A 25,749-nucleotide genomic window follows, 5' to 3' on the forward strand; every position below is an offset into this window, starting at 1 on the left:
AATACTATAGAGATAAGATTCATTATGGAGGAGGACTACATATGACTGAAGAGATGAATATGGATGAAGTAAAAGAATACCGTGAAGGTGATCATGTAACAGGTGTAGTTACAAAGGTTGAAGAAAAATCGGTAACTGTTGAAATCGCAGGCGCTCCATTTGATGGCGTCATTCCGATCAGTGAACTCTCAAGCTTGCATATTGAAAAAGCAGCCGATGCAGTCGAGGTCGGTGATGAATTGAAGTTAGCGATTACAAAAGTTGAGGACGATGCATATGTTTTATCGAAGCGCCAAGTAGACGCGGAAAACGCATGGGATTCATTAAAAGAACAATTTGAGAACGGTGAAATCATCGAAACAGAAGTAAAAGACGTAGTGAAAGGCGGACTTGTCGTAGACTTGGGAGTTCGTGGATTTATCCCGGCTTCACTAGTTGAAGATCATTTCGTTGAATCATTCGAAGATTATAAAGGACGTACGATGACATTTAAAATTGTGGAGATGGATCAAGAAAAAAATCGATTGATTCTATCACATCGCGCGGTCGTCCAAGAACAAAACGATAAGAAAAAAGAAGAAGCACTTTCGTCGATCCAAGAAGGCGATGTTTTAGACGGTACTGTACAACGGATCGCTTCATTCGGAGCTTTTGTTGATATTGGCGGCGTAGATGGCCTTGTCCATATTTCACAAATTTCCCATGGACATATCGAAAGTGTCTCCGATGTCTTGAAAGAAGGAGACGAAATTAAGGTAAGGGTCTTGTCTGTAGATCGCGATGCTGAACGTGTATCTCTATCCATCAAGGACACGCTGCCTGGACCTTGGGAAAATGTCGCTGAAAAAGCACCGATCGGTTCTGTATTAGAAGGAACAGTAAAGCGTCTAGTGGCATATGGTGCATTCGTGGAAATCTTCCCGGGTGTCGAAGGACTTGTCCACATTTCAAGGATTGCACATACGCATATTGGTACACCTCACGAAGTGCTTGAAGAGGGGCAGACGGTTCAGGTGAAAGTACTCGATGTCAATCCAGAAGAGAAACGAATTTCATTAAGCATCAAAGATCTTTTGGAAAAAGAGGACGATCCTCGCGAAGAGAACTTCAGCTATGAAATGCCTGAAGAAACAACCGGCTTTTCATTCGGAGATGTCATCGGCGATCAGCTAAAGAAATTCAAAGAATAATATTATCAGTGATGAGTCGATTGTGATCAACTAACAACAACTTAATTACTATGTATGATGAGAATGATGATGCTTTCATATGCATCATCATTCTTTTTGTGTATAATATTCAAAGATAGGTCGGAAGGGTGTAATGAAACAAATGAAAAAACCAACAGTAGCAATCGTAGGGAGACCGAACGTCGGGAAGTCGACAATTTTCAATCGCATCGTAGGCGAACGGATCTCCATAGTGGAAGATGTGTCCGGCGTGACACGTGATCGCATATACAGCCCGGCGGATTGGCTGAATTATGAATTCAATTTAATCGATACGGGCGGAATTGACATCGGTGACGAACCATTGCTGGAACAGATCCGTGCTCAAGCTGAAATCGCCATCGATGAAGCGGACGTCATCATCTTTTTGACGAACGGGAGAGACGGCGTAACCGATGCGGATGAACAAGTAGCCAGAATGCTTTATAAAACAAAAAAGCCGATTGTCTTGGCAGTTAATAAAGTGGATAATCCGGAAATGAAAGAAATGATTTATGATTTCTACTCACTTGGTTTTGGAGAACCGTATCCGATATCCGGTTCGCACGGGCTAGGTCTGGGTGATTTATTGGACGCGGTCGCTGAAAGCTTTAAGGAAATGGATCTTGAAGAGGAAGATGAAGACACAATCCGTTTTTGCTTGATAGGACGGCCGAATGTCGGAAAATCGTCACTAGTTAACGCGCTTCTCGGCGAAGACCGCGTAATAGTCAGTGATATTGCTGGTACAACAACTGATGCGATCGACTCTGTTAAAGAAGTGGATGGACAACTCTTCAAGATAATCGATACTGCCGGTATGCGTAAAAAAGGTAAAGTGTATGAAAACATGGAGAAATACAGTGTGCTCCGCGCATTGAAGGCTATTGATCGATCTGATGTCGTCTTAATCGTCCTTAACGCGGAAGAAGGAATTCGTGAGCAGGATAAGCGGGTTGCAGGATACGCTGAAGAGGCCGGCAAAGGTGTCTTGTTCGTTGTGAACAAATGGGACACATTGGAGAAAGACGATAAGACGATGAATAATTTTATCGACGATATCAGGGATCAGTTCCGTTTCTTGGATTATGCACCGATTCTTTTTGTGTCAGCTAAAACAAAGCAAAGAGTGCATACATTATTCTCCAATATTCAAATGATTAGTGAAAATCATGCATTGCGCATCCAGTCGAGTGTCTTAAATGAAGTAATCGAAGATGCTGTAGCGAGAAACCCTGCGCCTGCTGATAAAGGGAAACGTTTGCGGATCTATTACGCGACACAAGTTGCCGTCAAGCCGCCGACTTTTGTTGTATTCGTCAACGAACCATCGCTTATGCACTTTTCTTATGAACGTTTCTTGCAAAATAGATTGCGGGAAGCTTTTGGCTTTGAAGGTACGCCGATTCGCTTGATCACGAGAGCAAGAAGCTAAGTACTAGATAAGAAAGGGTTGGGGTAATGGAAAACGTCTCTATAATAGGAGCAGGAAGCTGGGGAACAGCTCTTGGATTCGTACTCGCTGAAAATGGGCATGACAGCTTGATTTGGACAAGACGTGCTGAGCAAGCGGATGAAATCAACCAACAGCATTCGAACAGTCAATATCTGCCTGATGTGAAGCTGCCCGAAAATCTTACATCCACTAGTGAACTGGACAAGGCGGTGCAGCATGCGAATATAATCGTCCTTGCTGTTCCGACAGTTGCCATGCGTCAAACGTGCAAAAAAATTCAAGCTGTACTTAAAACTCCTACAATTTTTGTTCACGTCTCAAAAGGTATTGAACCAGATTCCTTAAAACGGATTTCGGAAATTATTGAAGAAGAAGTGGATGAATCGCTTCGCTCTGCAATTGTCGTATTATCAGGTCCGAGCCATGCGGAGGAAGTAGTGCTCCGTCATCCAACGACTGTGACAGCCGCTTCATCCAATATGGAGGCGGCAGAGCGTGTACAGGATTTATTCATGAACAATTATTTCCGAGTCTATACCAATGCTGACGTAGTGGGTGTTGAGCTTGGCGGTGCGTTGAAGAACGTCATTGCGTTGGCTGCAGGAATATCGGATGGTCTGGGTTATGGCGACAATGCCAAAGCCGCACTTATTACACGAGGCTTGGCTGAAATTACGAGATTGGGTGTTAAGATGGGAGCGGAACAACAAACGTTCTCAGGTTTGACAGGTCTCGGTGATCTTGTCGTAACGTGCACGAGTGTCCACTCACGAAATTGGAAGGCGGGCAATCGCCTTGGCAAGGGACAGTCACTGGAGAAGGTGACGGATGAAATGGGAATGGTGATAGAAGGCGTGCGCACAACAAAAGCTGCCTATCAGCTGGCAGACCATTTCGACACGACCATGCCGTTGACGGAAGCTTTGTACTCGATTTTATTTGGAGGCATTCCACCGAAGCAAGCAGTCGACCAATTGATGAGCCGCGGGAAGAAACAAGAAATCGATATGTTCTTTGGCGGTATATAAATAGTAGGAAGGTGACAATTTTGTCCTCGTTAGATAAAATGTGGCTATCTTTTTACGCGATGGGTTTTATGGCGATTTCAATGGGCTTGATCTATACAAGTCGTTATAAATTGAAAAATCGCGTACTTAAAATCTTGTTTGCCATTATAGCCTATGTATTATTAATTACTTCGTTCTTTGCGATGGTCTATTTAGTATTCAATGGACCTACTGGAGGAGCATAAAATATGAATAGAAAAGTAATCGTATTAACTGTCATGTTGTGTGTTGGATTGCTGTTGTCGGGCTGTATATCACGTACACCTGAAGAAAAACAAGTAAGTGAAACGCCATATCCTGACCAGTTGGAAACAGTTCAAAAAGCAGTGGATAGTTACCAAGAACAAGCAGGTGGTCTATTGCCGATCAAAACGCGAGACATGGAAACCGATCAATATATCAAATATCCAATAGAGTTTTCAAAAATCGTACCGGATTTCACTGAAAAAATTCCATCCAATGCTTTCGAAAACGGTGGAATCTTTCAGTATGTCCTTACAGACGTTGAAGAAAACCCGACTGTGAAACTTGTAGACCTCCGAATAGCAGAGAAATTACGTGATTTGAATTTGCGGAAATTCATCAATGGCGAACTGCCATTTTTAGACCCGGTAGGCGAGTTTGTCTATGAAGTGGACTTTAAGAAAATGGGTTTCAAAGAACCTTTAACTGTAGAAAGCCCATACTCTAACGCTCACCTGCCAATTGTCGTAGCAGGAGACGGCCATTTCTACGTGGACTACTCTATAGATTTGAATAAGATTCTTACGGAAGAAAAACCTGAAGTCGAGCAAGGAACGGACATCCGCTACCTGCTTTCCGAAACCTCAGCCATTCTACCAGCCTACTCATTGCCATATACTGTGAACGAAGACAATGAGCCGGTATTTATGAAGAAATAATTTTTTTGTTTTGCTGGAAGTTGTTCAACTGATCGCAGTGAAAGTTTTGTTTTTGTATCAATTTGCAGAACGGACTATCTAGTTGATTGGAGTGGAGGGCGGCGACTCCTGCGGGATTAGCGTGACAGGTGAGACCCTGGACTGTGCGAAAGCCGTAGCGAAGGACGGCTTTTGCGGGTAAAAGCGAAGCGTTAGGAGCACACGCTCTTAGAAGGAAGCGGCTCACCGCACGTCCCGCGGAAAGCGTCCGCCCTCAACGGAAATCAATGGTGCCCCCACACTCAGTCATAAATAGCTAGATATTGAAAAACGTTTCATGCTTTATTATGCATGAAACGTTTTTCTGTTTCATAAACTACTATGCGGAGAAAAAGGAGGGCGAAAGATGAAAGAAGAATTATATGAAAATCTTGCTAGAAGAACAGACGGTGATATTTATATAGGTGTGGTAGGCCCTGTGCGTGTAGGTAAATCCACCTTTGTCAAACGAGTCATGGAAGAAGTCGTTATTCCGAATATGACCGATGCAAACGACCGTATACGCGCGCAAGACGAGTTGCCTCAGAGTTCCCCTGGCCCGGTGATCATGACGGCAGAACCGAAGTTTGTGCCCGCTCAAGGCACAAACGTATCAATTGGAGAAGGAGAACTGGCATTTCAGATTCGACTAGCGGATTGCGTAGGCTATGTAATCGACGGCGTCAAAGGCTATGAAGACGAGGAAGGACCGAAATATGTTCATACCCCTTGGCACAATGAACCGATCCCGTTCGAAGAGGCGGCAAGGATCGGCACAGACAAAGTCATCCGGGATCATTCAACGATCGGAATATTGCTGACAACGGATGGTACCGTTAATAATATTTCTCGCTCTGCTGCGGAAGTCGCGGAGAATGAAATCGTCTCTAAGCTGCAGGAAATTGGTAAACCGTTCGTCATTGTATTGAACTCAAAAATGCCTGCGCATGAGCGTGCACTGGATTTAAAACAGCAACTGCATGAAAAATATGGCGTTCCTGTCATTGCGATCAGTGCTGATCAATTGAACGCTGCGGAAATTCAGCTGATCTTAAAAGAAGCACTGTATGAGTTTCCGATCACTGATATTGAACTGCAACGTCCGGACTGGATGGAAGAGCTGGGGGATGATCACAAACTGAATGCTCGAATCGACCATGTCATCAATGATGGTTTCCTGGGTGTTTCAAAAATACGTAAAGTACAGGAGATTGCTGAATTATTGCAAGAAGAGGAGTTTGTACGGCAGGCTGACGTCGTAGAAGTCGATGCAGGTAAAGGAAAAGCGATCGTTAATATAGATATGGATGAACGTGCTTATATTGCCGTATGTGAAGAGTTTATGGGTAAAGAGATGCGATCCAAAAAAGATTGGCTCGTCTTCATAAAAGAAGCCGTGAAAGCCAAGAAGTCCTATGATATGTATGCGGAAGCGATTGATACAGCAAAGCAGTCGGGCTATGGTGTTGCCCTCCCTACGATCGCAGACTTCCAGCCGACACCGCCAGAGCTGATCAAACAAGATACATTCTATGGTGTCCGAATGAAAGCGAAGGCGCCTTCGCTGCATATAATACGAATCGATATGGAAGCTGAATTTTCTCCGTTGATCGGTTCGGAATTCCATAGTCATCACTTACTTAAAGAATTGAAAAATGCTTATTTACATGATCGGGATGCTCTATGGGAAACACAGTTGTTTGGAACCCCGCTGCATGAAGTGATGAAAGAAAGTATTCGTTTCAAGACCGCAGCGGTCCCGGACAAAGCTAGAAAACGACTGAGAGAAACAATTGAACAAATGGTGAATGACGGCAATAAAGGCATGATCACATTTATCGTCTAATGAATCAATTACGCCTCAGTGAGGAAGTGTCCAGATTTCGAATCGAACCTGTTCGTATAACTCTTTTCGAAATCTGTGACGTTCAATTCCAAGCGCCCGTCTCTCGGGTCACTTCGGGAAAGTCTCCAGTGCCTGTCAAGACTAATCAGGGCTTTCCACTTTTGACGACATTTGCTGAACAAGGAACTACTCCGAATTCATCCCATCTCCTATTAGAGAAAGAAATAATCTGCTGAATAAAGATAATGTAGAGAAAGATCCGACAAAAGCGGGTCTTTTTTCTATTGTTTTTCCTTTAAAAAGGGAGAAAAGCACAGAAAAACTGTTTATCGCGATAAAGCGCAATAATATTGTTGCACCGCCGTTTTTCTTATGTTACTCTTTTTACAGTGTTAACAGCAATAGCATCCCCTTTTGAGAGGAGGTGAACGGTGTGAATAAAACAGAATTAATTAACTCTGTAGCAGAAGCGGCAGGTCTGACGAAAAAAGACGCGACTAAAGCTGTTGAAGCTGTATTCGATACAATTCAAGCGACTCTTGCGAAGGGTGAGAAAGTTCAATTGATTGGTTTCGGAAACTTTGAAGTTCGTGAACGCGCTGCCCGTAAAGGACGTAATCCACAATCGGGTGAAGAGATCGAAATCGCTGCAAGTAAAGTTCCAGCTTTTAAAGCAGGTAAAGCACTAAAAGACGCAGTAAAATAATTCGAGATTTTACATAGGAGTCCGTCCAGCGAATCTGTCAAACAGATGGCAATGGATGGACTCCTTTACGTTTGTACATAATCAATTACACTCGGTGTAGTGGCGTCCCGGTTTTGAAGTAAGTGTGCTCGGTTCACTCCTTTCAAAAACTGTGAAATCCGCCGGCGTGTCTGTTGGATAAAGAAAAGTACCCTAACTGTACGGAATGTGTAGAATATGCTACTATTTTGGTGAAATAGGTTTTGTTCCTATAAGGAGGACATACTGTGATGAATGAGCAAGATTTAAATAAAATAGAACAAGCAGTCACGATGATCTTGGAAGCCATCGGCGAAGATCCAAGCCGTGAAGGCTTACTTGATACGCCCAAGCGTGTCGCCAAAATGTATCATGAAGTATTTGAAGGATTGAATAAAGATCCAAAAGAATATTTTGAAGTAGTCTTTCATGAAAACCATGATGAAGTCGTACTAGTAAAAGATATTCCATTTTACTCTATGTGCGAACATCATTTGGTCCCGTTCTTCGGAGTTGCCCACGTTGCGTATATTCCGCGTGATGGAGTGGTGGCTGGATTAAGTAAATTAGCTAGAGCCGTGGAGACGACTGCAAAACGCCCGCAGCTGCAGGAACGCATTACATCGACAGTCGCAGATGCGATGATGGAAATGCTGAATCCGATCGGTGTCTATGTCATCATTGAAGCTGAGCATATGTGCATGACGATGAGAGGTATTAAAAAACCTGGTTCTAAGACGATCACAACAGTAGCTAGAGGAATTTATGAACATGACGACGTAAAACGTGCTGAAATTCTATCTCTGCTCAAAACGAACTGAGGCCTTTGCGGAACGCTCGATTTATATGCTATCATTAAGACCATATAGAGACTGGAGATGCAAAGATGACACAACCTGACTATTTAGTTATTAAAGCGAAAAAAGACGGAGTAAATGTCATTGGGTTGACGAGAGGCAACGACACAAAGTTTCACCATACTGAGAAGTTGGATCGAGGAGAGGTCATGATTGCTCAGTTTACAGAGCATACATCTGCCATTAAAATTCGGGGTGAAGCTGAAATCCATACAGCTCATGGAATCGTTTCGAGCGAAGAAAAAGAATGACCGGCAATTTAAGGCTGATGGGAATGGAGTTTACTGATGGATACAAAAGGATTCACTGACCAAGTCGACAATTATATACAAAACTTGCGAAGCGCTATTTATCAACCGATTGTCGAGCGAGATGCGGGACATGCACCAATCGATAGACAAAAGGCATTTTTGCTTTTACTGCCTATGTTGAATGGAGAGTCATGGACGGATGAAATGCATCAAGCGTCTTTAGCAATTGGCGCAATTCACACGGCGTTTGATATTCATGATCAAATCGATAGTACAGATGCTTCATCCAAGGAACAGCAGCTGATGGTGCTTGCTGGTGATCATTTCAGTGGCATTCATTATAAGCTATTGGCATCCATTCCAAACTTCCATCTCATCCGTTCTTTATCTGTTGCGATCGGCAGGATCAATGAATGCAAGACAACTTTGCTGCAAGAACCTCCAAATTCCATTGAGGATCGGTTACAATTGATTGGTGAAGTGGAAAGTGCTTGCATAATAGAGTTTTATCATACGTTCGGTTTTACCCGATATATTTCTATTGTTGAAGTGCTGTTTCCTTTAATTTGGCTGATAGAAAGCGGTCAACAGGACTTGAATCGAATGAAATTTCCGCATTTAGCTCCGAATGCAAGAGATACGGAAAAATGGATTCAGCAATTGCAGGAAAACTTAGATGATAGATTACACAATAACTTTTATTTACATAAACCTTTAGTCGATCAAGTACTGAAGATGGCAAAGCAAGGGGCAAGCAAACTGATTTAGAAAGTAGGGGCAAATCGTGGCGGTCTCAAAAGAAGAAAAAGTTCATAACGTCTTTGAAAAGATTTCAACAGACTATGATAAAATGAATTCCGTAATCAGTTTCAATCAGCATATAAAATGGCGGAACGATATTATGGTTCGGATGAATGTGCAGCCGGGCTCAAAGGCATTGGACGTCTGTTGTGGCACAGCGGATTGGACGGTAGCGTTAGCTAAAGCGGCAGGTCCTGCTGGCGAAGTGACAGGACTTGATTTCAGCGCAAATATGCTGGAATCAGGCAGAGAAAAAGTGGCTCCCTATCCGAATATTGAGTTAGTTCAGGGGAATGCCATGTCACTACCTTTTCCAGATAATTCATTTGATTACGTAACGATCGGATTCGGCTTGCGGAATGTGCCGGATTATCTAACTGTTCTGAAAGAAATGCATCGCGTACTAAAACCAGGTGGAATGGCTGTGTGCCTGGAAACCTCTCAGACTAAAATACCTGTTTATCGTCAGGCTTTTCGATTTTATTTTAAATACATCATGCCGTTATTTGGGAAGCTCTTCGCAAAAAGTTATAAAGAATATTCCTGGCTGCAAGAATCGGCGAATGATTTTCCGGGGATGAAAGAGCTGGCACAGCTTTTTGTCGAAGCGGGCTATCAAGAAGTTTCGTATAAGTCTTACAGTGGCGGGGCTGCGGCGGGACATATCGCATACAAATAATGAGTAAATGGGAGAAGGTAATGGGTTTGGAAAAAATTAAGTTGATGTCACTTTACACGGATTTCCGGAAAGATGTGGCCTGTATTGAAAAAGAGCTTGAACGTTCCGTGCAATCTTCTTCTCCCATTGTTCGTCAAGCTTCTTTACATTTATTAAAAGCTGGCGGGAAAAGAATTCGTCCCATTTTCGTTATTTTGGCTGCACAATTCGGCAACTACTCCCTCGAAAAAGCAGCAAAGGTAGCTGTGTCGCTTGAATTAATTCATATGGCATCTCTTGTACATGATGATGTCATTGATGATTCCGACATGCGACGCGGTTTGGAGACGGTTAAGGCGAAGTGGAATAACCGTGTAGCCATGTATGCCGGTGATTTCATCTTTTCACGTGCGCTGACTTCTATTGGCAGCATTGAAAAAGAAGCGGTACACCGAATTTTGGCGGAGACGATGTTGGAAATATGCAAAGGTGAAATCATTCAAATTGATTTTCAGAGACAAACCGACCAAGGCATGCGGGATTATCTGCAACGTATTAAGCGGAAAACGGCACTATTGCTAGCTTCCAGCTGTGAACTGGGTGCATTGAGTGCGGATGCGGATGCGGAAACTGTAAGGAAACTCAGAAGATATGGCTATTTCACAGGAATGGCTTTTCAGATAGTGGACGATATCCTCGACATCACGTCAACAGACGCGGAGCTTGGTAAGCCAGCGGGCAGTGACTTATTGAATGGTCATATTACGTTACCTATTTTATACATAAAAGACGATGCTGAATTCAGACCGTATATGGAACGTGCATTCGCTGGAAATATGCTGGAGTCCGATCGGCAAAATATGCTACGCTACATCCGGCAGAGCGACGCAATAGACAAAGCACAGCATGTCAGCGATCTTTATTTAGAAAAGGCGCTAAAAGAACTTGATGGTCTCCCGAATGGCAAGTCGAAAAAAGCATTAATCCAAATTGCAGACTTCATCGGGCAACGAAAATATTGACGAATCTTGTTTATAGTTGAAAGAAAAAGACGTCAGTGGTACGATTTAAAAGGGTTATTCCCCGATAGACAGATGAAGGAGTGTTTTGACAGATGGAAAGAACATTTTTAATGGTAAAACCAGACGGCGTACAACGTAACCTGATCGGTGAAATTGTCAGCCGCTTTGAAGACAAAGGGTATCAAATGGTAGGCGGGAAATTAATGAACATTTCCGAAGAGCTTGCACAACAACATTATGGTGAACATAAAGAACGCCCATTCTTTGGTGAACTTGTAGACTTTATCACTTCTGGACCAGTATTCGCAATGGTTTGGGAAGGTGAGAATGTCATCTCAACTGCACGTTTGATGATGGGTGCTACGAATCCAAAAGAATCTGCTCCTGGAACTATCCGTGGAGACTTCGCTGTAACGGTAAGCAAAAATATTATTCATGGTTCAGATTCACCTGAGTCAGCAAGCCGCGAAATCAACTTGTTCTTCAAAGAAGAAGAGCTTGTGACTTATGACAAATCAGTGAACAGCTGGATTAACTAATCGCCAAAAACAGCCGAGCGAATTTCGCGTGGCTGTTTTTCTTATACATACGGCATGCTTTTTCCGTTATAATAGGAACATACATAGAAAGATAGGGCAGTAGGAGGGCTTTGCATGTCTGATTATTCGATATTAATTCAAGGGATTAAAAGGAAGACCGGCATTGATTTATCGTTATATAAAGAAGCCCAGATGAAACGTCGATTGACTTCCTTATATGAGAAGAAGGGCTTCCGGGACTTCAGAGAATATTTTGAAGCGATTCAATCTGACAAAGAGATGTTGGATGAATTCTTGGACCGCATGACGATTAATGTTTCTGAATTTTACCGCAATGCAATCCGGTGGAATGTGCTGGAGAACAAGATACTACCGCAATTATTGGAGAAGAATAAGAGATTGAAAGTGTGGAGTGCTGCTTGTTCCACTGGCGAGGAGCCGTATTCATTGGCAATGGTGATGGCAACGCACATTCCATTGCCAGATATTTCAATTTTGGCTACTGATTTGGACGCTGGCGTCATTAACCGTGCCAAAGTAGGGTTATATGGCGAACGTTCGTTAAAAGAAGTGCCAAAATCAATCGTCAGTAAATACTTCGTCAAAGAAGGGCAATCGTATCAAGTGGTAGAGGAGATCAAGAAAACCGTAACATTCAAACAGCATAATTTGCTGGAAGATCGTTACGATTCGAATTATGATCTCATCGTTTGCCGTAATGTCATGATTTATTTCACAGAAGAAGCAAAAGACCAGATTTATACGAATTTTTCTAAGGCATTAAAGCCAGGGGGCGTTTTATTTGTCGGCAGTACAGAGCAGATATTCAACCCTGAAAAATACAACTTTGAATCAGTGGATACATTCTTTTATAGAAAAAAATAATACGAACATTCAAGGGGGAACTGAACATGCGTTTTATTACAGCTGGAGAATCACATGGTCCACAATTGACAGCTATCATTGAGGGCTTACCTGCACAAATGGAATTGACGGCAGACATGATCAACAAGGAATTAAAGAGAAGACAAGGCGGTCATGGAAGAGGTCGAAGAATGCAGATTGAGAAAGACCGTGTAGAAATTTCTTCAGGTGTACGGCACGGTAAGACAATCGGTTCTCCTGTCACACTAACAGTCGTAAACGATGACTGGAAGCACTGGACGGGGATTATGGGTATCGAACCTTTGGCAGAAGATATGAATCCTGAGGACGTCAAACGTCAAATTACGAGACCGCGCCCAGGCCATGCAGATCTAGTCGGCGGCATGAAATATGGACATCGCGATTTACGGAATGTGTTGGAACGTTCTTCTGCACGTGAAACGACAATGCGGGTTGCAATCGGCGCAGTTGCCAAGCAATTCTTGCGTCAGCTAGGCATAGAAACAGTTGCTCATGTGACAGAAATCGGAGGAATCGAGACGGATCCTTCTACATATGCAAACCTTACGATTGAAGACTTGCGTCAGACTGTCGAGGAAGACCCAGTGTATTGTGCAGACAAAGAAGCTTCGGCCAAAATGACAGAGGCAATTGATGATATTAAAAAGCGGGGCGACACGCTTGGTGGAGTCGTCGAAGTGATTATTGAAGGGTGTCCTCCTGGGATTGGCAGCTATGTACAATTTGATCGGAAAATGGACGGCAAATTGGCTGGCGCGATGATGAGCATCAATGCGTTCAAAGGTGTTGAAATTGGATTAGGCTTTGAGATGGCAAGGATGCCGGGCAGTGAAGTGCACGACGAAATTAGTTGGGATTCAGAGCGGGGGTACTACCGTAAGTCCAATCGCTTAGGCGGACTGGAAGGCGGTATGACGACTGGAATGCCTATCGTTGTACGAGGTGTAATGAAGCCGATTCCAACATTGTACAAGCCGCTTGAGAGTGTTGATATAGATACGAAGGAGCCGTTTACAGCAACAATCGAGCGATCGGACCCTTGTGCAGTGCCTGCAGCGTCTGTCGTGGCAGAGCATGTCATTGCGACAGAAATGGCTAAAGCGATCATGAATGAGTTCCGTTCTGATACAATGGACGGTCTGCAAAAGGACATTGAACAATATAGACAGTATGTAAAGGAGTTTTAAGATGGAAAAGTTAACGGTTTCCGTCAAAGAGCATCAGTACAATGTTTATGTGGGTTCAAAAACGTATGAATTATTTGCTTCAGAATACGCGGACCTGATTAACAGCACGGATAAAATCGGCATTATTGCAGATTCACATGTAGCTGAACTGCATCTTCCGTTATTGAAAAATGCGCTTGCACGCACAGGACGCGAGATTTCGGTCAAAATCGTGCCGGGTGGCGAAAGCTGTAAAAGTTCCGACGTGTATGTTGATTGCCAGTCGTTTCTGCTGACGGAAGGATTCACACGTAATTCGCTTCTCATTGCTTTTGGCGGCGGCGCCTGCGGAGATTTGACTGGTTTTGTTGCAGCAACTTTCATGCGAGGCATTCGCTTTATTCAATGTCCAACAACAGTGCTCGCTCATGACAGCGCGGTTGGAGGAAAAACGGCGATTAATATGCCGGAAGGAAAGAATATGGTAGGAGCTTTTCATCAGCCGGCTGCAGTGTTGTTTGATACAGATGTCTTCAAGACGCTTCCGGCTTCTGAAATGCGTTCAGGGATGGCTGAATTGATTAAGCACGCGTTTATTTCCGATGCGGTCTGGACTGAGCAGCTTCTCGTAGAAGAACAATTTTCCACGCCATCGATCGAGTGGTTAGAAAGTGAATTAATGCAAGGGATACATGTGAAAGCGCAGATTGTCGGAGAAGATGAATTTGAGCATTCCACGCGTAAGTTTTTGAACTTCGGCCATACGTTCGGCCATGCGGTGGAAGCGGCATCGGGATACGGCAAATTGAGCCATGGGGAATGTGTCATGATTGGGATGGGTTATGCGTTTCTTCTTAGTGAAAAACATGGGGATATTTCGGCTGATTTCACGAATCAATACTTACAATTTGCGAAGCAAAACGGCTATACATTTGAACCGGTATTTTCATATAGCTTCGATGAGTTGTTGTCGTATATGCAGAAAGATAAGAAGGCTTCATTCGGAAAGATGAATTTTGTCTTGTTAAAAGAAATCGGACAGCCATTTGTCAAGGAAATTACTACTGAGCAATGCAGGGAAGTGTTTGAAGAGTTTAAGCAGAAACTAGAGAGCGGGGGGATTGTGTGAGTGTCAGAGGTATTCGAGGCGCGACGACTGTAGAAAAAGACGAAGCACAGGAAATATTGAAGGCAACTGAAGAACTTGTGTTGGAAATGGCGAAAGTGAACCGGTTTGATCCAGAAGATATCGCTTCGGTCATCGTGTCTACGACGGTGGATGTCAAAGCGGCATTTCCCGCTAAAGCCATTCGTTCGATAGAAGGTTGGACGTATGTTCCTGTCATGTGTACACATGAAATCGATGTTCCAGGTTCCATGCGTAAATGCATCCGGGTCATGATGAACGTCAATATCGAAACGAAGCAAAGTGATATCCAACACATCTACCAAAATCATGCAGTTCAATTACGACCGGACCTACAAAAATAACTCATTTCTAAAAGGGGGCCCCAAAATGAATTGGAAGCCGATTTTATCAACTATGAAACCATATACTCCAGGCCGTTCAATTGCTGAAGTAAAACGTACATACGGACTGCAGGAAGTAAACAAGCTCGCATCAAATGAAAATCCGTATGGTTCTTCTCCCGCAGTCGCAGAGTATCTACGCTCTAAAGCGGATCAATTTGAAATGTATCCAGATGCGTTCACTGCTGGCTTGCGCACGAAGCTGGCAGAATTTCATCAGGTCGATCCGATGGAAATTTTATTCGGTAACGGTTCCGATGAAATGGTAACGATGATCTCAAGAGCGCTTTTGCAGCCAGGTACAAACACCGTAATGGCTTCCGTTACATTTCCTCAATATGCACATAATGCGAAAATTGAAGGTGCTGAAATCCGTCAAGTGCCTATGCTCGATAATGGGGATCATGATTTAGAAGGGTTTTTGAAGGCAGCGGATGATCATACAGCCATTATTTGGGTATGTAATCCGAATAACCCAACAGGTAACTTGCTATCGAGCAAAAAGATCAAAGATTTCTTAGATCAGGCACCTAAAACGGCTCTTGTGGTTCTTGATGAAGCGTACTTTGAATATGTCACGGATCCTGGACAGGAAGATGCGATGAATTGGATCCATGATTACGACAATTTAATTGTGTTGCGGACGTTCTCCAAGGCGTACGGGCTGGCTAGTTTCCGTCTTGGCTATGGCGTTACGAACAAAGCCAATATGGCAGAATTAAATAAAGTACGCAATCCATTCAATAATAACTCTCTGGCTCTTGCAGCGGCAGAAGTGGCGCTTGGAGACCAGCAGTTTCTTCAAGACTGTGTGAAGAAAAATCACACAGAACGTAAACGGTATGTCGACTATGCAGAGAAAAATTCTATAGCCATCTATCCTTCCGAAACAAACTTTGTATTGATAGAAGTACCGATGGATTCCGATGAAGCTTGTGAAAAACTGTTACAGCATGGGTTTATCGTACGCAGCGGGAATTTGCTCGGTACTCCGGGGTATGTCCGTGTGACGGTAGGGACTGAACAGCAAAATACCGATTTCTTCAAAGCATTTGATCAATTATTAATTACTGAATAAGGATAGATGACGATGAAAACGACTGTAAGTATTATAGGACTGGGATTGATCGGAGGATCACTCGGTCTCGCATTGAAACGAAATCCAGATGTTCACCTAGTTGGTTTCGACCGCTCGTATGCGACTGCTGACGAAGCGTTCCGACGAGGCATCATTGACACAATTGCACCTTCAGCAAAATCAGCCTGTGAGCAGGCTGACTTTGTCATTTTCGCAACGCCTGTCAATACGACAGTGGCGATTTTCGAAGAGGCACTGGAGTGGACATTCAAAGAACATGCGATTGTCACAGATACCGGCAGCACGAAGAAACCAATCATGGATGCAGCTGTCGCCCTACAAGAAAAAGGCATTACTTTCATTGGCGGCCATCCAATGGCGGGTTCCCATAAAAGTGGTGTTTCCGCAGCAATGGAACATCTTTTTGAGAATGCCTATTATATTTTGACTCCAAGTAAAACAACGACTGAACATCAAATTACGCTTCTTGAAACGTTGCTTGAAACAACGAAAGCGAAACTCATCGTGCTGCAGGCTGAAGAGCATGATCGGATGACGGCCATTATCAGTCACTTTCCGCATCTTGTTGCCTCTTCATTGGTCGGCCGGTTGGCTGCACAAGAAGAGCAACAGCCCTTTGTCAAAAGGCTGGCGGCAGGCGGTTTCCGTGACTTAACTCGCATTGCATCTGCAGATCCTGTTATGTGGCGGGACATCACAATCCAAAATAGAGATGAACTGCTCACCCAAGTGGATGGCTGGCTGGACCAAATGAATACTATTCGGTCGATGCTTGTAGAAAATAACCCGGATCAAATTTTCGATTTCTTTTCTCAGGCTAAAACGTATCGGGATAAACTGCCTTCAACGTATGAGGGAGCGGTTCAAGGTGCATTGTATATGACATTTGATTTGCATATTGATATACCTGACCACCCAGGAATCATTTCTGAAATTACAAAAATCCTGGCTGACGCGGATATCAGTTTGACGAATATCCGGATTGTGGAAACACGCACGGACGTCTATGGGATTTTGGTGATCAGCTTCCAATCGGCAGCTGAGCGCAAGCGAGCCCGGCAAGTGCTGGCGCAAGCAACGGATTATTCCATGCATGTTCTTTGATTTATGCATGTATTTTTAAAGGAGGAGAGCGGTATGTCAGAACAAAAGACGGTTTCATTTGAACGACCTGTCCTCCGTGGAACATTGCAAGTGCCAGGAGATAAGTCGATTTCTCATCGTGCAGTCATGCTCGGTTCCATCGCTACAGGAAAGACGACAATCTCAGGTTTTTTGGATGGAGAAGATTGTCTGAGTACAATCGATATGTTTCGAAAACTCGGCGTATCGATTACCCGTGAAGGAACGGATGTTGTAGTGGATAGTCCTGGTATTTCCGCATGGCAAACTCCGACCGAAACATTGGATGCAGGTAATTCAGGAACGACTGCACGTCTTATGCTCGGTATTTTATCCGGATCTCCTGTTACTTCAACGATGTGCGGAGATCAGTATTTATCCAAACGTCCAATGAAACGCGTGACTGGACCACTCGGGTTAATGGGAGCTAACATTACAAGTGATGAACACGATGACTACTTGCCGTTGACAGTACACGGCACAAAGCTTGCGGCAATTGACTACCAAATGCCTGTTGCCAGTGCACAGGTGAAATCCGCTGTGTTGCTGGCAGGTCTTCAGGCAGAAGGTGAAACATCTGTCACTGAAATGGTTGTTTCACGAGATCATACAGAGCGTATGTTAAATCAGTTTGGTGCTGAGCTTACACAAGAAGGAAAGACAATTCGCATTCAGGGCGGGCAGCAATTATCCGGGACGGATGTGGTCGTGCCTGGGGATATTTCATCCGCAGCTTTTTTCATGGTAGCGGCCGCTATGGTAGAAGATAGCGAAGTATCATTCGAAAAGGTTGGATTGAATCCGACGCGTACAGGTATACTTGATGTATTGAAGGCTATGGGCGTGCGTTTGGAGCAGTCACAGGAGCAAGGTTTTTCTGGCGAACGCTACGGTACCGTGAAAATTATGTATTCGAAGTTAAACGCTATGGAAATTGGCGGTGAGCTGATTCCGAGATTGATCGACGAACTTCCTGTGTTGGCTTTATTGGCCACGCAAGCAAAAGGCAGAACAATTATTACGGATGCCGAAGAATTACGTGTCAAAGAAACCGATCGGATAGAAGCTGTCGCAACAGAACTGCGCAAACTTGGTGCGGACATTGAAACAACTCCCGATGGTATGATCATCAACGGACCGACGCCGTTAACTGGTGCTACCCTTCAATCGTATGGCGATCATCGGTTGGGAATGATGGCGGCGATTGCCGGTTTGATCACTTCTGGTCCGGTTCATATTGAAAATCCTTCATGCATCGCAATATCTTATCCGCAATTCTTCGAGGATCTTTCAAATCTCGCGAATGGATGAAGTTCAACAGAAAGTTCAGGTGAAAAAATGAATACATTGCAAGATATGGAGCAGCTCTTATTGGATGGGGACTTGAATGCCCTGAACGATGGAATAGAAAAGCTTCAAGCTACAACGGAATACGATCTTCTGTATGACGTCGCAAATCTTTTGATCGAGTATGGATTTATCGGGCAAGCAGATGGGATTTTCTCTCACTTGCTGCTCGTTTTTCCCGATGAAGCACAGTTGAAAATCGATCGTGCCGCTGCATTGCTTGAATTGGGTGAAGAAGATGAAGCATTGCTCTTATTGACGGAAATTGGACCGGATGAAGAAGAGTATGTGCAGGCACTCCTTGCGCAGGCGGACTATTATCAAATGGTTGGTCTGGCGGAAACAGCGCTTGCCAAGGTCCGTGAAGCGAGTGAGTTGGCTCCGCATGAACCAGTCATCCAGTTGGCCCAGGCAGAGTTGCTGTTGGATTCCGGTCGGTACAGTGAAGCGGTACGGCTCTATAAAAAGCTTCTCGAAACGGCTGAAGAATTGGCAGGCGTCAAATTGACATCTCGCCTTGCGGAAGCCTACAGTGCGGGTGCAGCATACGAAGAAGCGATTCCGTACTATGAAGAGTTGCTCAATCAGGAAACGAATCCTGAAGAGCTGTTTGGACTAGGATTGGCCTATTATCAGACCGAACGTTATGCTGATGCAATTAGTCGATTAAAACGGTTGATTGAAATGGATCCTGATTATTTTTCCGCTTATATGCTTGCGGGTCAAAGTCATGCTCAGTTGAACGAAGATGACAAAGCCTTGGAATTTTATAAAATGGGGATCGAGCGGGATACATTTGATAAGGAGCTACAGCTTGCTGCTGGAAAGTCTGCTTTGAAACTTCAGTTGCCGGAAGAGGCTGAACGCTATCTGAAAGAGGCACTCGTTCTTGATCCGGAATATATCGATGCGCTGGTGACTCTGGCTTCCTTGTATAACCAAAGGGAAGAAGATGAGCTGTTAATCGAATTACTGACATACTCAGAAGCCGATCAGTTGGAGATCCCTCTCCTCCATGCATTCCTTGCGTATGCTTATGAACGGACAGAAGTATATAAAGAGGCATATGAAATGTACCGGAAAGCATATGATGGGATGAATGAAGATGCTGGCTTTTTAGACAGTTATGCGAAATTCTTACTGGAGGAAGGCAAACACGCAGAAGCGCAGCGAGTGATTCGACAACTCGTCAAGATCGCTCCCGATGCAGAAGAGTGGACAGCATACTTAGAAGCGCAATCTGAAGAGGAGGTGTGAAATGAAAGCCATGGTTCCTGTAACCGCTAAAAAAGATTTTTTGAGGTGGTTTTTAAAACGCTACAGATTGAAGCGGCGGGAATGTGTATGGATTTTAAATTATCTTCTTAGCAATGAGCATTTGTTGACCAATGTTCACTTTACAGACGAGGCTCATCACTGTCCGCGGGCAATGATTATCTCCACCACAGAAGTAGACAGTATCCCATTTCGATTTTACAAAGGAAATTTAATGACTGCAGATGCCGAGAAATCATTTCACGATTTGCGGTTGCATCCTGATGAAAAAATGTTCATTCAATTGAACTTCAGGGATAGCAATAAATGTCCGGAGTATGCGAGTGTTGCAGAAGAAAATCCATATCTGCCTGAAGACATTCTGACCAAAAAGAGAGACCAGGAAATAGCCGAACGCCTGCTTGAAGAAAGCGTGACGCTCATGACCAATGAAATGTTATTAAAGAGGATTGATGAAGCGCTTGATAATGGGGACCGGGAGCTCTTTATCAGCTTGACTGCTCTGTTGAACGAAATGAAAAAAGACAAAAACCAATGACTTCACCGAACGCGGTGGAGTCATTGGTTTGCCTTGCTGGAAATTTTGAGCTAAACTCTTATGAAGCAATGACGGGAGGGAAGAAAATGAACTGGGTACCAAAAGATGTGGATACATATATCAGTCAAAAAGATTATATCGATACACTCGTAGTGCCATTGATCTCAATTGATACAAGGCCGGAAACAATGAAAAACAGCGCATCTTCCTCAGAGTTTTTAATGAATCTATCGATGTTCATCGAGAAGCAATTCAAAGGCAGAATGATGTTCCTGCCTCCTGTCTCGTACACGCAGTCAACAGATCTCCAACAACTCGCAGATACGCTGTCGGAAGATCTCAAGCAATCGCCTTTCACACACATCTTCTACTTGACAACCGATTCGAAATGGACGTCTGTGACGTTAGAAGAAAAAGTGATCTGGCTGCCATCCATTCCGTTAGAAACAATGGACAACCATTTGCGTCAAACGATCATGGAAGACCAACTGAGACAAGTCCTTACGCACTTTATGGAAGAGTGGAATGTGCAGTGAGTCAGCTTTAGAACATTAAAAGCTAACGAAGTGAGCGGTCCGGGATTTGCGCTCCAGACGGTACGCTTTCCGGGGGGGCTCACCGCGCGCCCCGCGGAAAGCGTCCACCCAGAGTGAAAGCTGTAACGAAGAACGGCTTTTGCGAGCACATCTTTGGTCTAAATCCCCGGACCGCTAGCTAAAATTTTACTTATACTAGCCCAGTCCAGTTAAGAAAGAATTTCATCCAAACCACCTATTTGAGAAAAATTAAAGAACCTTTCTCGTTTGTCACCAAATCTTAATATTTGTTCACAAACTTAAAGGCCATCTAAAAGCATTATTGAATTTACTTTCATCTTGATATATCATAGATATGTCCTAGTATTACAATTAGCAAAAGAATGTCCGTGGGACTGACTTTGGAGTAAGAGGAGGGAAATTACTGATGAGCAATAAAGTGTCTAGACGCACGTTCCTTAGCTATACACTAATGGGAACTGGTGGGTTCATGGCTTCTGCGATGCTGATGCCGATGATTCGCTTCGCAATTGATCCTGTATTGGCGAGTGCTGGCGGTTCGGATTTTATCCCGACACCACAAAAAGCCGACGAGTTAACTGAAACTCCGGTTCGCGTAGACTATACAATCAAAGATCGACAAGACGCATGGTATACTTCTGACGTATCGAACACGGCTTGGGTCTACAAAGAAGGCGACAAGGTCATAGCACTTTCTCCAGTTTGTAAGCACCTTGGGTGTACAGTGAACTGGGAAGGCGATGAGCATAAAAATGAGTTTTTCTGCCCATGTCACGCAGGACGTTACAAAAAAAATGGTGATAACATTCCAGGAACACCGCCGCTTGGACCGCTTGATGAGTATGAAGTTGAAGTCATCGACGGGTTTGTCAATCTTGGTGGAGTAATACCGAACACATTAGTCTAAAGGGTAAGGGGGTACGACCGTAGTGTTAAATAAAATTTATGATTGGGTGGATGAACGGTTAGATATCACTCCAATTTGGCGAGATATCGCTGACCATGAAGTACCTGAGCACGTAAACCCTGCACATCATTTTTCTGCATTCATCTATTGTTTCGGAGGTTTGACGTTTTTCGTAACGGTGATCCAAATCTTGTCTGGTATGTTCCTGACAATGTATTATACACCGGATATCGAGAACGCATGGAAATCAGTTTTCTACCTTCAAAATGATGTTGCATTCGGTGAACTTGTGCGTGGGATGCACCACTGGGGAGCTTCGTTAGTTATCGTCATGATGTTCCTACATACTTTACGTGTATTCTTTACAGGGTCTTATAAAAAACCTCGTGAATTGAACTGGATCGTCGGCGTTATGATTTTCGGCGTCATGATGGGTCTAGGGTTCACAGGATATCTATTGCCTTGGGATATGAAGGCTCTATTCGCAACAAAAGTTGGGATTGAGATTGCCGCGTCAGTACCTTTCATCGGAGAACAGATTAAAATTCTTCTCGCGGGTGATTCCACGATATTAGGTGCACAGACGTTAACAAGATTCTTCGCGATTCATGTATTTTTCCTACCGGCTGCTTTGCTTGGGTTGCTTGCAGCACACTTTATCATGATCAGAAGACAAGGTATTTCCGGACCACTATAAGAACCAATTTATTGGTTAGGGTCATCTGAAATTTAAGAAGGAGGGAATAACATGCACCGCGGAAAAGGGATGAAATTTGTTGGAGATTCGCGCATCAAAGCTACAAATAAAATGCCGAACACTCCAAAAGATTACTCAGAATATCCGGGTAAAACCGAAGCATTCTGGCCAAACTTTCTATTGAAAGAGTGGATGATCGGAGCGATCTTCTTGATCGGTTACCTAATCGTCACACTTGCACACCCGTCACCGCTTGAGCGTCAAGCGGACCCGACGGATACAATGTATATACCGGTTCCAGACTGGTATTTCCTATTCATGTATCAATTATTGAAATATGAATTCGCATCCGGTCCTTATAACGTGATCGGTGCGATCATCATTCCTGGTTTGGCATTTATGGCATTAATGCTGGTTCCTTTCACGGATACGACGAAAGAGCGACGTCCGTTTAAGCGTCCATTGCCAACAGGCTTCATGATTCTTTCATTCTTGGCGATGTTCTACTTGACTTGGGAGTCCGTTGTGAACCACGACTGGGAAGCAGCAAAAGTTCAAGGTGCGATCGTTGATGAAGTAGAATTTGATGAAACAGCCGAGGGCTATGAGATTTATCAAGGTTCTTCCTGTATTGGCTGTCACGGGGACTCATTCCAGGGTGGTTTGGGATTACCGTTGACGAACACAGGCATGACTGCAGATGAAATTATTGAAATTGCTCATGATGGCCGTGGATCTATGCCTCCTGGTACATGGGAAGGTTCGGATGAAGATCTTCAAGTACTTGCTGAGTTCATTGAAGGTTTGAATACGGATTGATGAAAAAAGAGTCAGGAAACTGACTCTTTTTTTCTATATATCCAGTTTGAATGATGCATAATCATAATACATACAGAATCAGCAATAAAAACGAGGGGGTATGTTTTTGCGCATCCTATTTACGCAACTGTGGTTCATCCTGTCCCATAAATCATTTTTATGGATACTTCTATTCATCAATATATTCGGTACGGTATACGGATATGACTGGTATATGTGGCAGCTGGAAATAACGGAACCAAAATTTTGGATATTTGTTCCCGACAGTCCGACAGCTACTTTGTTTTTCTGTTTGGCGATCATTGGTTGGTTAGTGAAACGAAACTTCAAGTTAATGGAAGCGCTCGCATTGATTACGCTCGTTAAGTATGGCGTCTGGGCAGTCGTAATGAACTTTCTTACATTAGCGGAAACAGGTTCGATCGGTTGGGTAGGCTGGATGCTCATTGGTTCTCATTTTGCGATGGCTGTTCAAGGTGTCCTCTATATACCGAATTATCGATTCACTGGGCGGCACATTGCAATTGCCGCCATCTGGACATTGCATAATGATGTCATCGATTATGTCTTTGGTCAAATGCCGATTTATCACGATTTGATGAAGTTTAGTCCACAAATCGGATACTTCACGTTTTGGTTGTCCATCGCATGTATTGGAATTGCCATGTGGAGCTTCAAAACAAGATTGGACCCGCTGCAAACTAATCGGTAGTTAAAAGTTGCAGTAAGCCGACAAAGATTATAAAATTGAAGAAGATAGAAAGGGGAGAGATTGACGTGTTCTGGCTCTATTTTGGTATGATCATATTGCTGCCTATCTATGCGCAATTTAAAGTGAAAAGCACATATAATAAATACTCAAAAGTACGTTCCACGTCAGGGATGACTGGAGCACAAGTAGCTCGTCTCATTTTGGACCAAAATGGTTTACATGATGTGAAAGTAGTGGAAAGTAAAGGTTTCTTAAGTGACCACTATAACCCGATGACAAAGATTGTTGCATTATCTTCAAGTAACTATCATGAAGCATCGGTTGCAGGTACCGCGGTAGCTGCACACGAAGTGGGCCATGCGATTCAAGATAAGGAAGACTATTCATTCCTGCGTTTCCGTCACAGATTAGCACCAGTTGCGAATCTTACTTCGAATGCATCCTGGGTCTTCATCATGATCGGTTTAATTTTCTCAAGTATGAATTCATTGCTTGGGATCGGAATTTTGCTGATGGCTGTTGGGGTCGTATTCCAAGTTGTTACATTGCCTGTGGAATTTAACGCATCGTCTCGTGCGATGGATCAAATCGTGGAATTAGGGGTTATTCGTAATGACGAAGAACCGTATGCAAAGAAAGTATTGAGCGCAGCTGCGATGACGTATGTTGCTGCTACTGCAGTTGCTGTTCTCGAGCTACTGCGTTTAGTACTGATTTTTGTAAATCGCGACTGATCACTTAAATGAACATGTACGATGAAAATCCGTCCGCTGACATAGTGTCAGCGGACGGATTTTTTAATCTTGAATCGGACGTTTTTGTTCGTCCAATGTAAAGCCTTCTCCCATCACGTCATGAACTTCCATTAACGATACAAAGGCTTCAGGATCGACAGAGTTGATGATGTTTTTCAGTCGGATCATTTCGTTTTTCCCAACTACACAGTAAAGGATTTCACGGTCTTCCTTTGAAAAATGTCCATATCCTTTAAATACCGTCACGCCTCTGCCCATGACAGTGCCAATCATTTCCGCCATTTCATCTGGATAATTCGTGACGATAAATGCCCCTCTCGCCGAGTAAGCACCTTCCTGCACGAAGTCAATGACCCGGGCGCCGACAAATAAAGCGACCAACGTATACATCATGGAACGATAATCCAAATAAACCGCCCAGCTCAGTAAAATAACAACTGCATCAAATGCAAACATCGTTTTTCCCATTGTGATGCCGAACTTCTTATGAGCGAGCCGTGCAATGATGTCCGAGCCGCCAGTCGTACCGCCGCTTCTAAAGATAATACCGAGGCCGACACCGATAAAAACACCGGCGAATAAAGAAACAAGAAACAAATCGCCCTCCATATGAATCTGCATTTGATACTTCATGAAAATTTTGATGAATACCGAAACAGCAACCGTTCCAATTACCGTATATATGAAAGATCTTCTACCCAGCATCTTCCACCCAAGAAAAAACATCGGAATATTTAGCACCAAGTTCATTAGAGCAGGATCCCATTGAAACGCAAATAGCAAAATCAGTGTAATCCCAGTGAATCCACCTTCCGCCAATTCATGCTGAATCGTGAAGTTGACGAGCCCAAAACTAAAAATGGCTGCACCAAGTAAGATTAACAATATATTGCGAATACGGATGCCAGAAAACAACGACAACACTCCTTATGCAGGACCTAAGCACAAATCACGCGCCTGCTCAAATAGT

The 25,749-nt window shown here is 43.7% G+C and carries 29 protein-coding genes; 28 read left to right on the forward strand and 1 reads right to left on the reverse strand.

Annotation, left to right across the window (positions count from 1 at the left end; translation table 11 throughout):
- Window positions 1-41: 41 nt before the first annotated feature.
- From rpsA to MKY93_RS07105, 28 genes are all read left to right on the forward strand, one after another.
- Complete coding sequence (gene rpsA, locus MKY93_RS06970) at window positions 42-1,190, forward strand: 30S ribosomal protein S1 (RefSeq protein ID WP_078816462.1); 1,149 nt, start codon at window positions 42-44, stop codon at window positions 1,188-1,190.
- A gap of 142 nt (window positions 1,191-1,332) precedes the next feature.
- Window positions 1,333-2,643 carry a ribosome biogenesis GTPase Der gene (gene der / locus MKY93_RS06975; protein WP_340758620.1) on the forward strand — a complete coding sequence of 437 codons (1,311 nt, stop codon included), beginning with the start codon at window positions 1,333-1,335 and terminating at the stop codon, window positions 2,641-2,643.
- Window positions 2,644-2,669: 26 nt separating this feature from the next.
- Window positions 2,670-3,692 carry an NAD(P)H-dependent glycerol-3-phosphate dehydrogenase gene (locus MKY93_RS06980; RefSeq protein WP_340758621.1) on the forward strand — a complete coding sequence of 341 codons (1,023 nt, stop codon included), beginning with the start codon at window positions 2,670-2,672 and terminating at the stop codon, window positions 3,690-3,692.
- 11 nt (window positions 3,693-3,703) lie between these two features.
- Entirely contained in the window at window positions 3,704-3,916 is a 213-nt protein-coding gene (locus tag MKY93_RS06985) for a DUF2768 domain-containing protein (RefSeq protein WP_425441317.1), read from the forward strand.
- A gap of 3 nt (window positions 3,917-3,919) precedes the next feature.
- A complete protein-coding gene (locus MKY93_RS06990; protein WP_078816463.1) occupies window positions 3,920-4,633 on the forward strand; it encodes a hypothetical protein in 714 nt (237 codons plus the stop codon).
- Between the two features lie 385 nt (window positions 4,634-5,018).
- The gene (gene spoIVA / locus MKY93_RS06995) at window positions 5,019-6,497 is read left to right on the forward strand and encodes a stage IV sporulation protein A (RefSeq protein ID WP_009497147.1); all 1,479 of its coding nucleotides are present in this window, start codon (window positions 5,019-5,021) and stop codon (window positions 6,495-6,497) included.
- Between the two features lie 433 nt (window positions 6,498-6,930).
- Window positions 6,931-7,203: an HU family DNA-binding protein gene (locus MKY93_RS07000; protein WP_009497146.1), complete on the forward strand. Its 273-nt coding sequence runs from the start codon at window positions 6,931-6,933 to the stop codon at window positions 7,201-7,203.
- Between the two features lie 269 nt (window positions 7,204-7,472).
- Window positions 7,473-8,042 (forward strand): GTP cyclohydrolase I FolE, encoded by a 570-nt coding sequence (folE, locus tag MKY93_RS07005; protein WP_221836834.1) that lies wholly within the window; start codon window positions 7,473-7,475, stop codon window positions 8,040-8,042.
- A gap of 65 nt (window positions 8,043-8,107) precedes the next feature.
- Complete coding sequence (gene mtrB / locus MKY93_RS07010; RefSeq protein ID WP_009497144.1) at window positions 8,108-8,329, forward strand: trp RNA-binding attenuation protein MtrB; 222 nt, start codon at window positions 8,108-8,110, stop codon at window positions 8,327-8,329.
- Window positions 8,330-8,365: 36 nt separating this feature from the next.
- Complete coding sequence (locus MKY93_RS07015) at window positions 8,366-9,097, forward strand: heptaprenyl diphosphate synthase component 1 (RefSeq protein WP_078816464.1); 732 nt, start codon at window positions 8,366-8,368, stop codon at window positions 9,095-9,097.
- A gap of 16 nt (window positions 9,098-9,113) precedes the next feature.
- On the forward strand, window positions 9,114-9,809 hold the full coding sequence (locus MKY93_RS07020; RefSeq protein ID WP_009497142.1) for a demethylmenaquinone methyltransferase: 696 nt from the start codon (window positions 9,114-9,116) through the stop codon (window positions 9,807-9,809).
- Between the two features lie 26 nt (window positions 9,810-9,835).
- Complete coding sequence (locus tag MKY93_RS07025; protein WP_445683507.1) at window positions 9,836-10,810, forward strand: polyprenyl synthetase family protein; 975 nt, start codon at window positions 9,836-9,838, stop codon at window positions 10,808-10,810.
- Between the two features lie 92 nt (window positions 10,811-10,902).
- Entirely contained in the window at window positions 10,903-11,349 is a 447-nt protein-coding gene (ndk, locus tag MKY93_RS07030; protein WP_009497140.1) for a nucleoside-diphosphate kinase, read from the forward strand.
- A gap of 114 nt (window positions 11,350-11,463) precedes the next feature.
- On the forward strand, window positions 11,464-12,234 hold the full coding sequence (locus MKY93_RS07035) for a CheR family methyltransferase (protein WP_340758626.1): 771 nt from the start codon (window positions 11,464-11,466) through the stop codon (window positions 12,232-12,234).
- Between the two features lie 26 nt (window positions 12,235-12,260).
- On the forward strand, window positions 12,261-13,442 hold the full coding sequence (gene aroC / locus MKY93_RS07040) for a chorismate synthase (RefSeq protein ID WP_009497138.1): 1,182 nt from the start codon (window positions 12,261-12,263) through the stop codon (window positions 13,440-13,442).
- A gap of 1 nt (window position 13,443) precedes the next feature.
- On the forward strand, window positions 13,444-14,550 hold the full coding sequence (gene aroB / locus MKY93_RS07045) for a 3-dehydroquinate synthase (RefSeq protein WP_009497137.1): 1,107 nt from the start codon (window positions 13,444-13,446) through the stop codon (window positions 14,548-14,550).
- Window positions 14,547-14,912, forward strand: coding sequence for a chorismate mutase (aroH, locus tag MKY93_RS07050; protein ID WP_009497136.1), 366 nt, complete (start codon window positions 14,547-14,549; stop codon window positions 14,910-14,912). Before aroB ends, aroH begins: the two co-directional genes overlap by 4 nt.
- A gap of 25 nt (window positions 14,913-14,937) precedes the next feature.
- Window positions 14,938-16,029: a histidinol-phosphate transaminase gene (hisC, locus tag MKY93_RS07055; protein WP_340758627.1), complete on the forward strand. Its 1,092-nt coding sequence runs from the start codon at window positions 14,938-14,940 to the stop codon at window positions 16,027-16,029.
- A gap of 12 nt (window positions 16,030-16,041) precedes the next feature.
- Complete coding sequence (locus tag MKY93_RS07060; RefSeq protein ID WP_078816468.1) at window positions 16,042-17,154, forward strand: prephenate dehydrogenase; 1,113 nt, start codon at window positions 16,042-16,044, stop codon at window positions 17,152-17,154.
- Window positions 17,155-17,187: 33 nt separating this feature from the next.
- A complete protein-coding gene (gene aroA / locus MKY93_RS07065; RefSeq protein WP_078816469.1) occupies window positions 17,188-18,483 on the forward strand; it encodes a 3-phosphoshikimate 1-carboxyvinyltransferase in 1,296 nt (431 codons plus the stop codon).
- 27 nt (window positions 18,484-18,510) lie between these two features.
- Window positions 18,511-19,776: a tetratricopeptide repeat protein gene (locus MKY93_RS07070; RefSeq protein ID WP_340758628.1), complete on the forward strand. Its 1,266-nt coding sequence runs from the start codon at window positions 18,511-18,513 to the stop codon at window positions 19,774-19,776.
- A 1-nt stretch (window position 19,777) separates the two neighbouring features.
- Window positions 19,778-20,332: a ReoY family proteolytic degradation factor gene (locus MKY93_RS07075; RefSeq protein ID WP_009497131.1), complete on the forward strand. Its 555-nt coding sequence runs from the start codon at window positions 19,778-19,780 to the stop codon at window positions 20,330-20,332.
- A gap of 86 nt (window positions 20,333-20,418) precedes the next feature.
- The gene (locus tag MKY93_RS07080; protein WP_078816995.1) at window positions 20,419-20,868 is read left to right on the forward strand and encodes a DUF2487 family protein; all 450 of its coding nucleotides are present in this window, start codon (window positions 20,419-20,421) and stop codon (window positions 20,866-20,868) included.
- A 424-nt stretch (window positions 20,869-21,292) separates the two neighbouring features.
- Complete coding sequence (locus tag MKY93_RS07085; RefSeq protein WP_040758175.1) at window positions 21,293-21,796, forward strand: QcrA and Rieske domain-containing protein; 504 nt, start codon at window positions 21,293-21,295, stop codon at window positions 21,794-21,796.
- Between the two features lie 22 nt (window positions 21,797-21,818).
- Window positions 21,819-22,493 carry a menaquinol-cytochrome c reductase cytochrome b subunit gene (gene qcrB / locus MKY93_RS07090; protein WP_009497128.1) on the forward strand — a complete coding sequence of 225 codons (675 nt, stop codon included), beginning with the start codon at window positions 21,819-21,821 and terminating at the stop codon, window positions 22,491-22,493.
- A gap of 51 nt (window positions 22,494-22,544) precedes the next feature.
- A complete protein-coding gene (locus MKY93_RS07095) occupies window positions 22,545-23,312 on the forward strand; it encodes a menaquinol-cytochrome c reductase cytochrome b/c subunit (RefSeq protein WP_009497127.1) in 768 nt (255 codons plus the stop codon).
- Window positions 23,313-23,412: 100 nt separating this feature from the next.
- Window positions 23,413-24,024, forward strand: a complete 612-nt coding sequence (locus tag MKY93_RS07100) for a DUF1405 domain-containing protein (protein WP_009497126.1) — start codon at window positions 23,413-23,415, stop codon at window positions 24,022-24,024.
- 44 nt (window positions 24,025-24,068) lie between these two features.
- Window positions 24,069-24,758 carry a zinc metallopeptidase gene (locus MKY93_RS07105; protein WP_427726471.1) on the forward strand — a complete coding sequence of 230 codons (690 nt, stop codon included), beginning with the start codon at window positions 24,069-24,071 and terminating at the stop codon, window positions 24,756-24,758.
- Between the two features lie 63 nt (window positions 24,759-24,821).
- Here MKY93_RS07105 and MKY93_RS07110 read toward each other — a convergent pair whose 3' ends face one another.
- Window positions 24,822-25,694 carry a YitT family protein gene (locus MKY93_RS07110; RefSeq protein ID WP_078816471.1) on the reverse strand — a complete coding sequence of 291 codons (873 nt, stop codon included), beginning with the start codon at window positions 25,692-25,694 and terminating at the stop codon, window positions 24,822-24,824.
- Window positions 25,695-25,749: the final 55 nt, after the last annotated feature.

Source organism: Sporosarcina sp. FSL W7-1283 (assembly GCF_038003105.1).
GTDB classification, from domain to species: Bacteria; Bacillota; Bacilli; order Bacillales_A; family Planococcaceae; genus Sporosarcina; species Sporosarcina newyorkensis.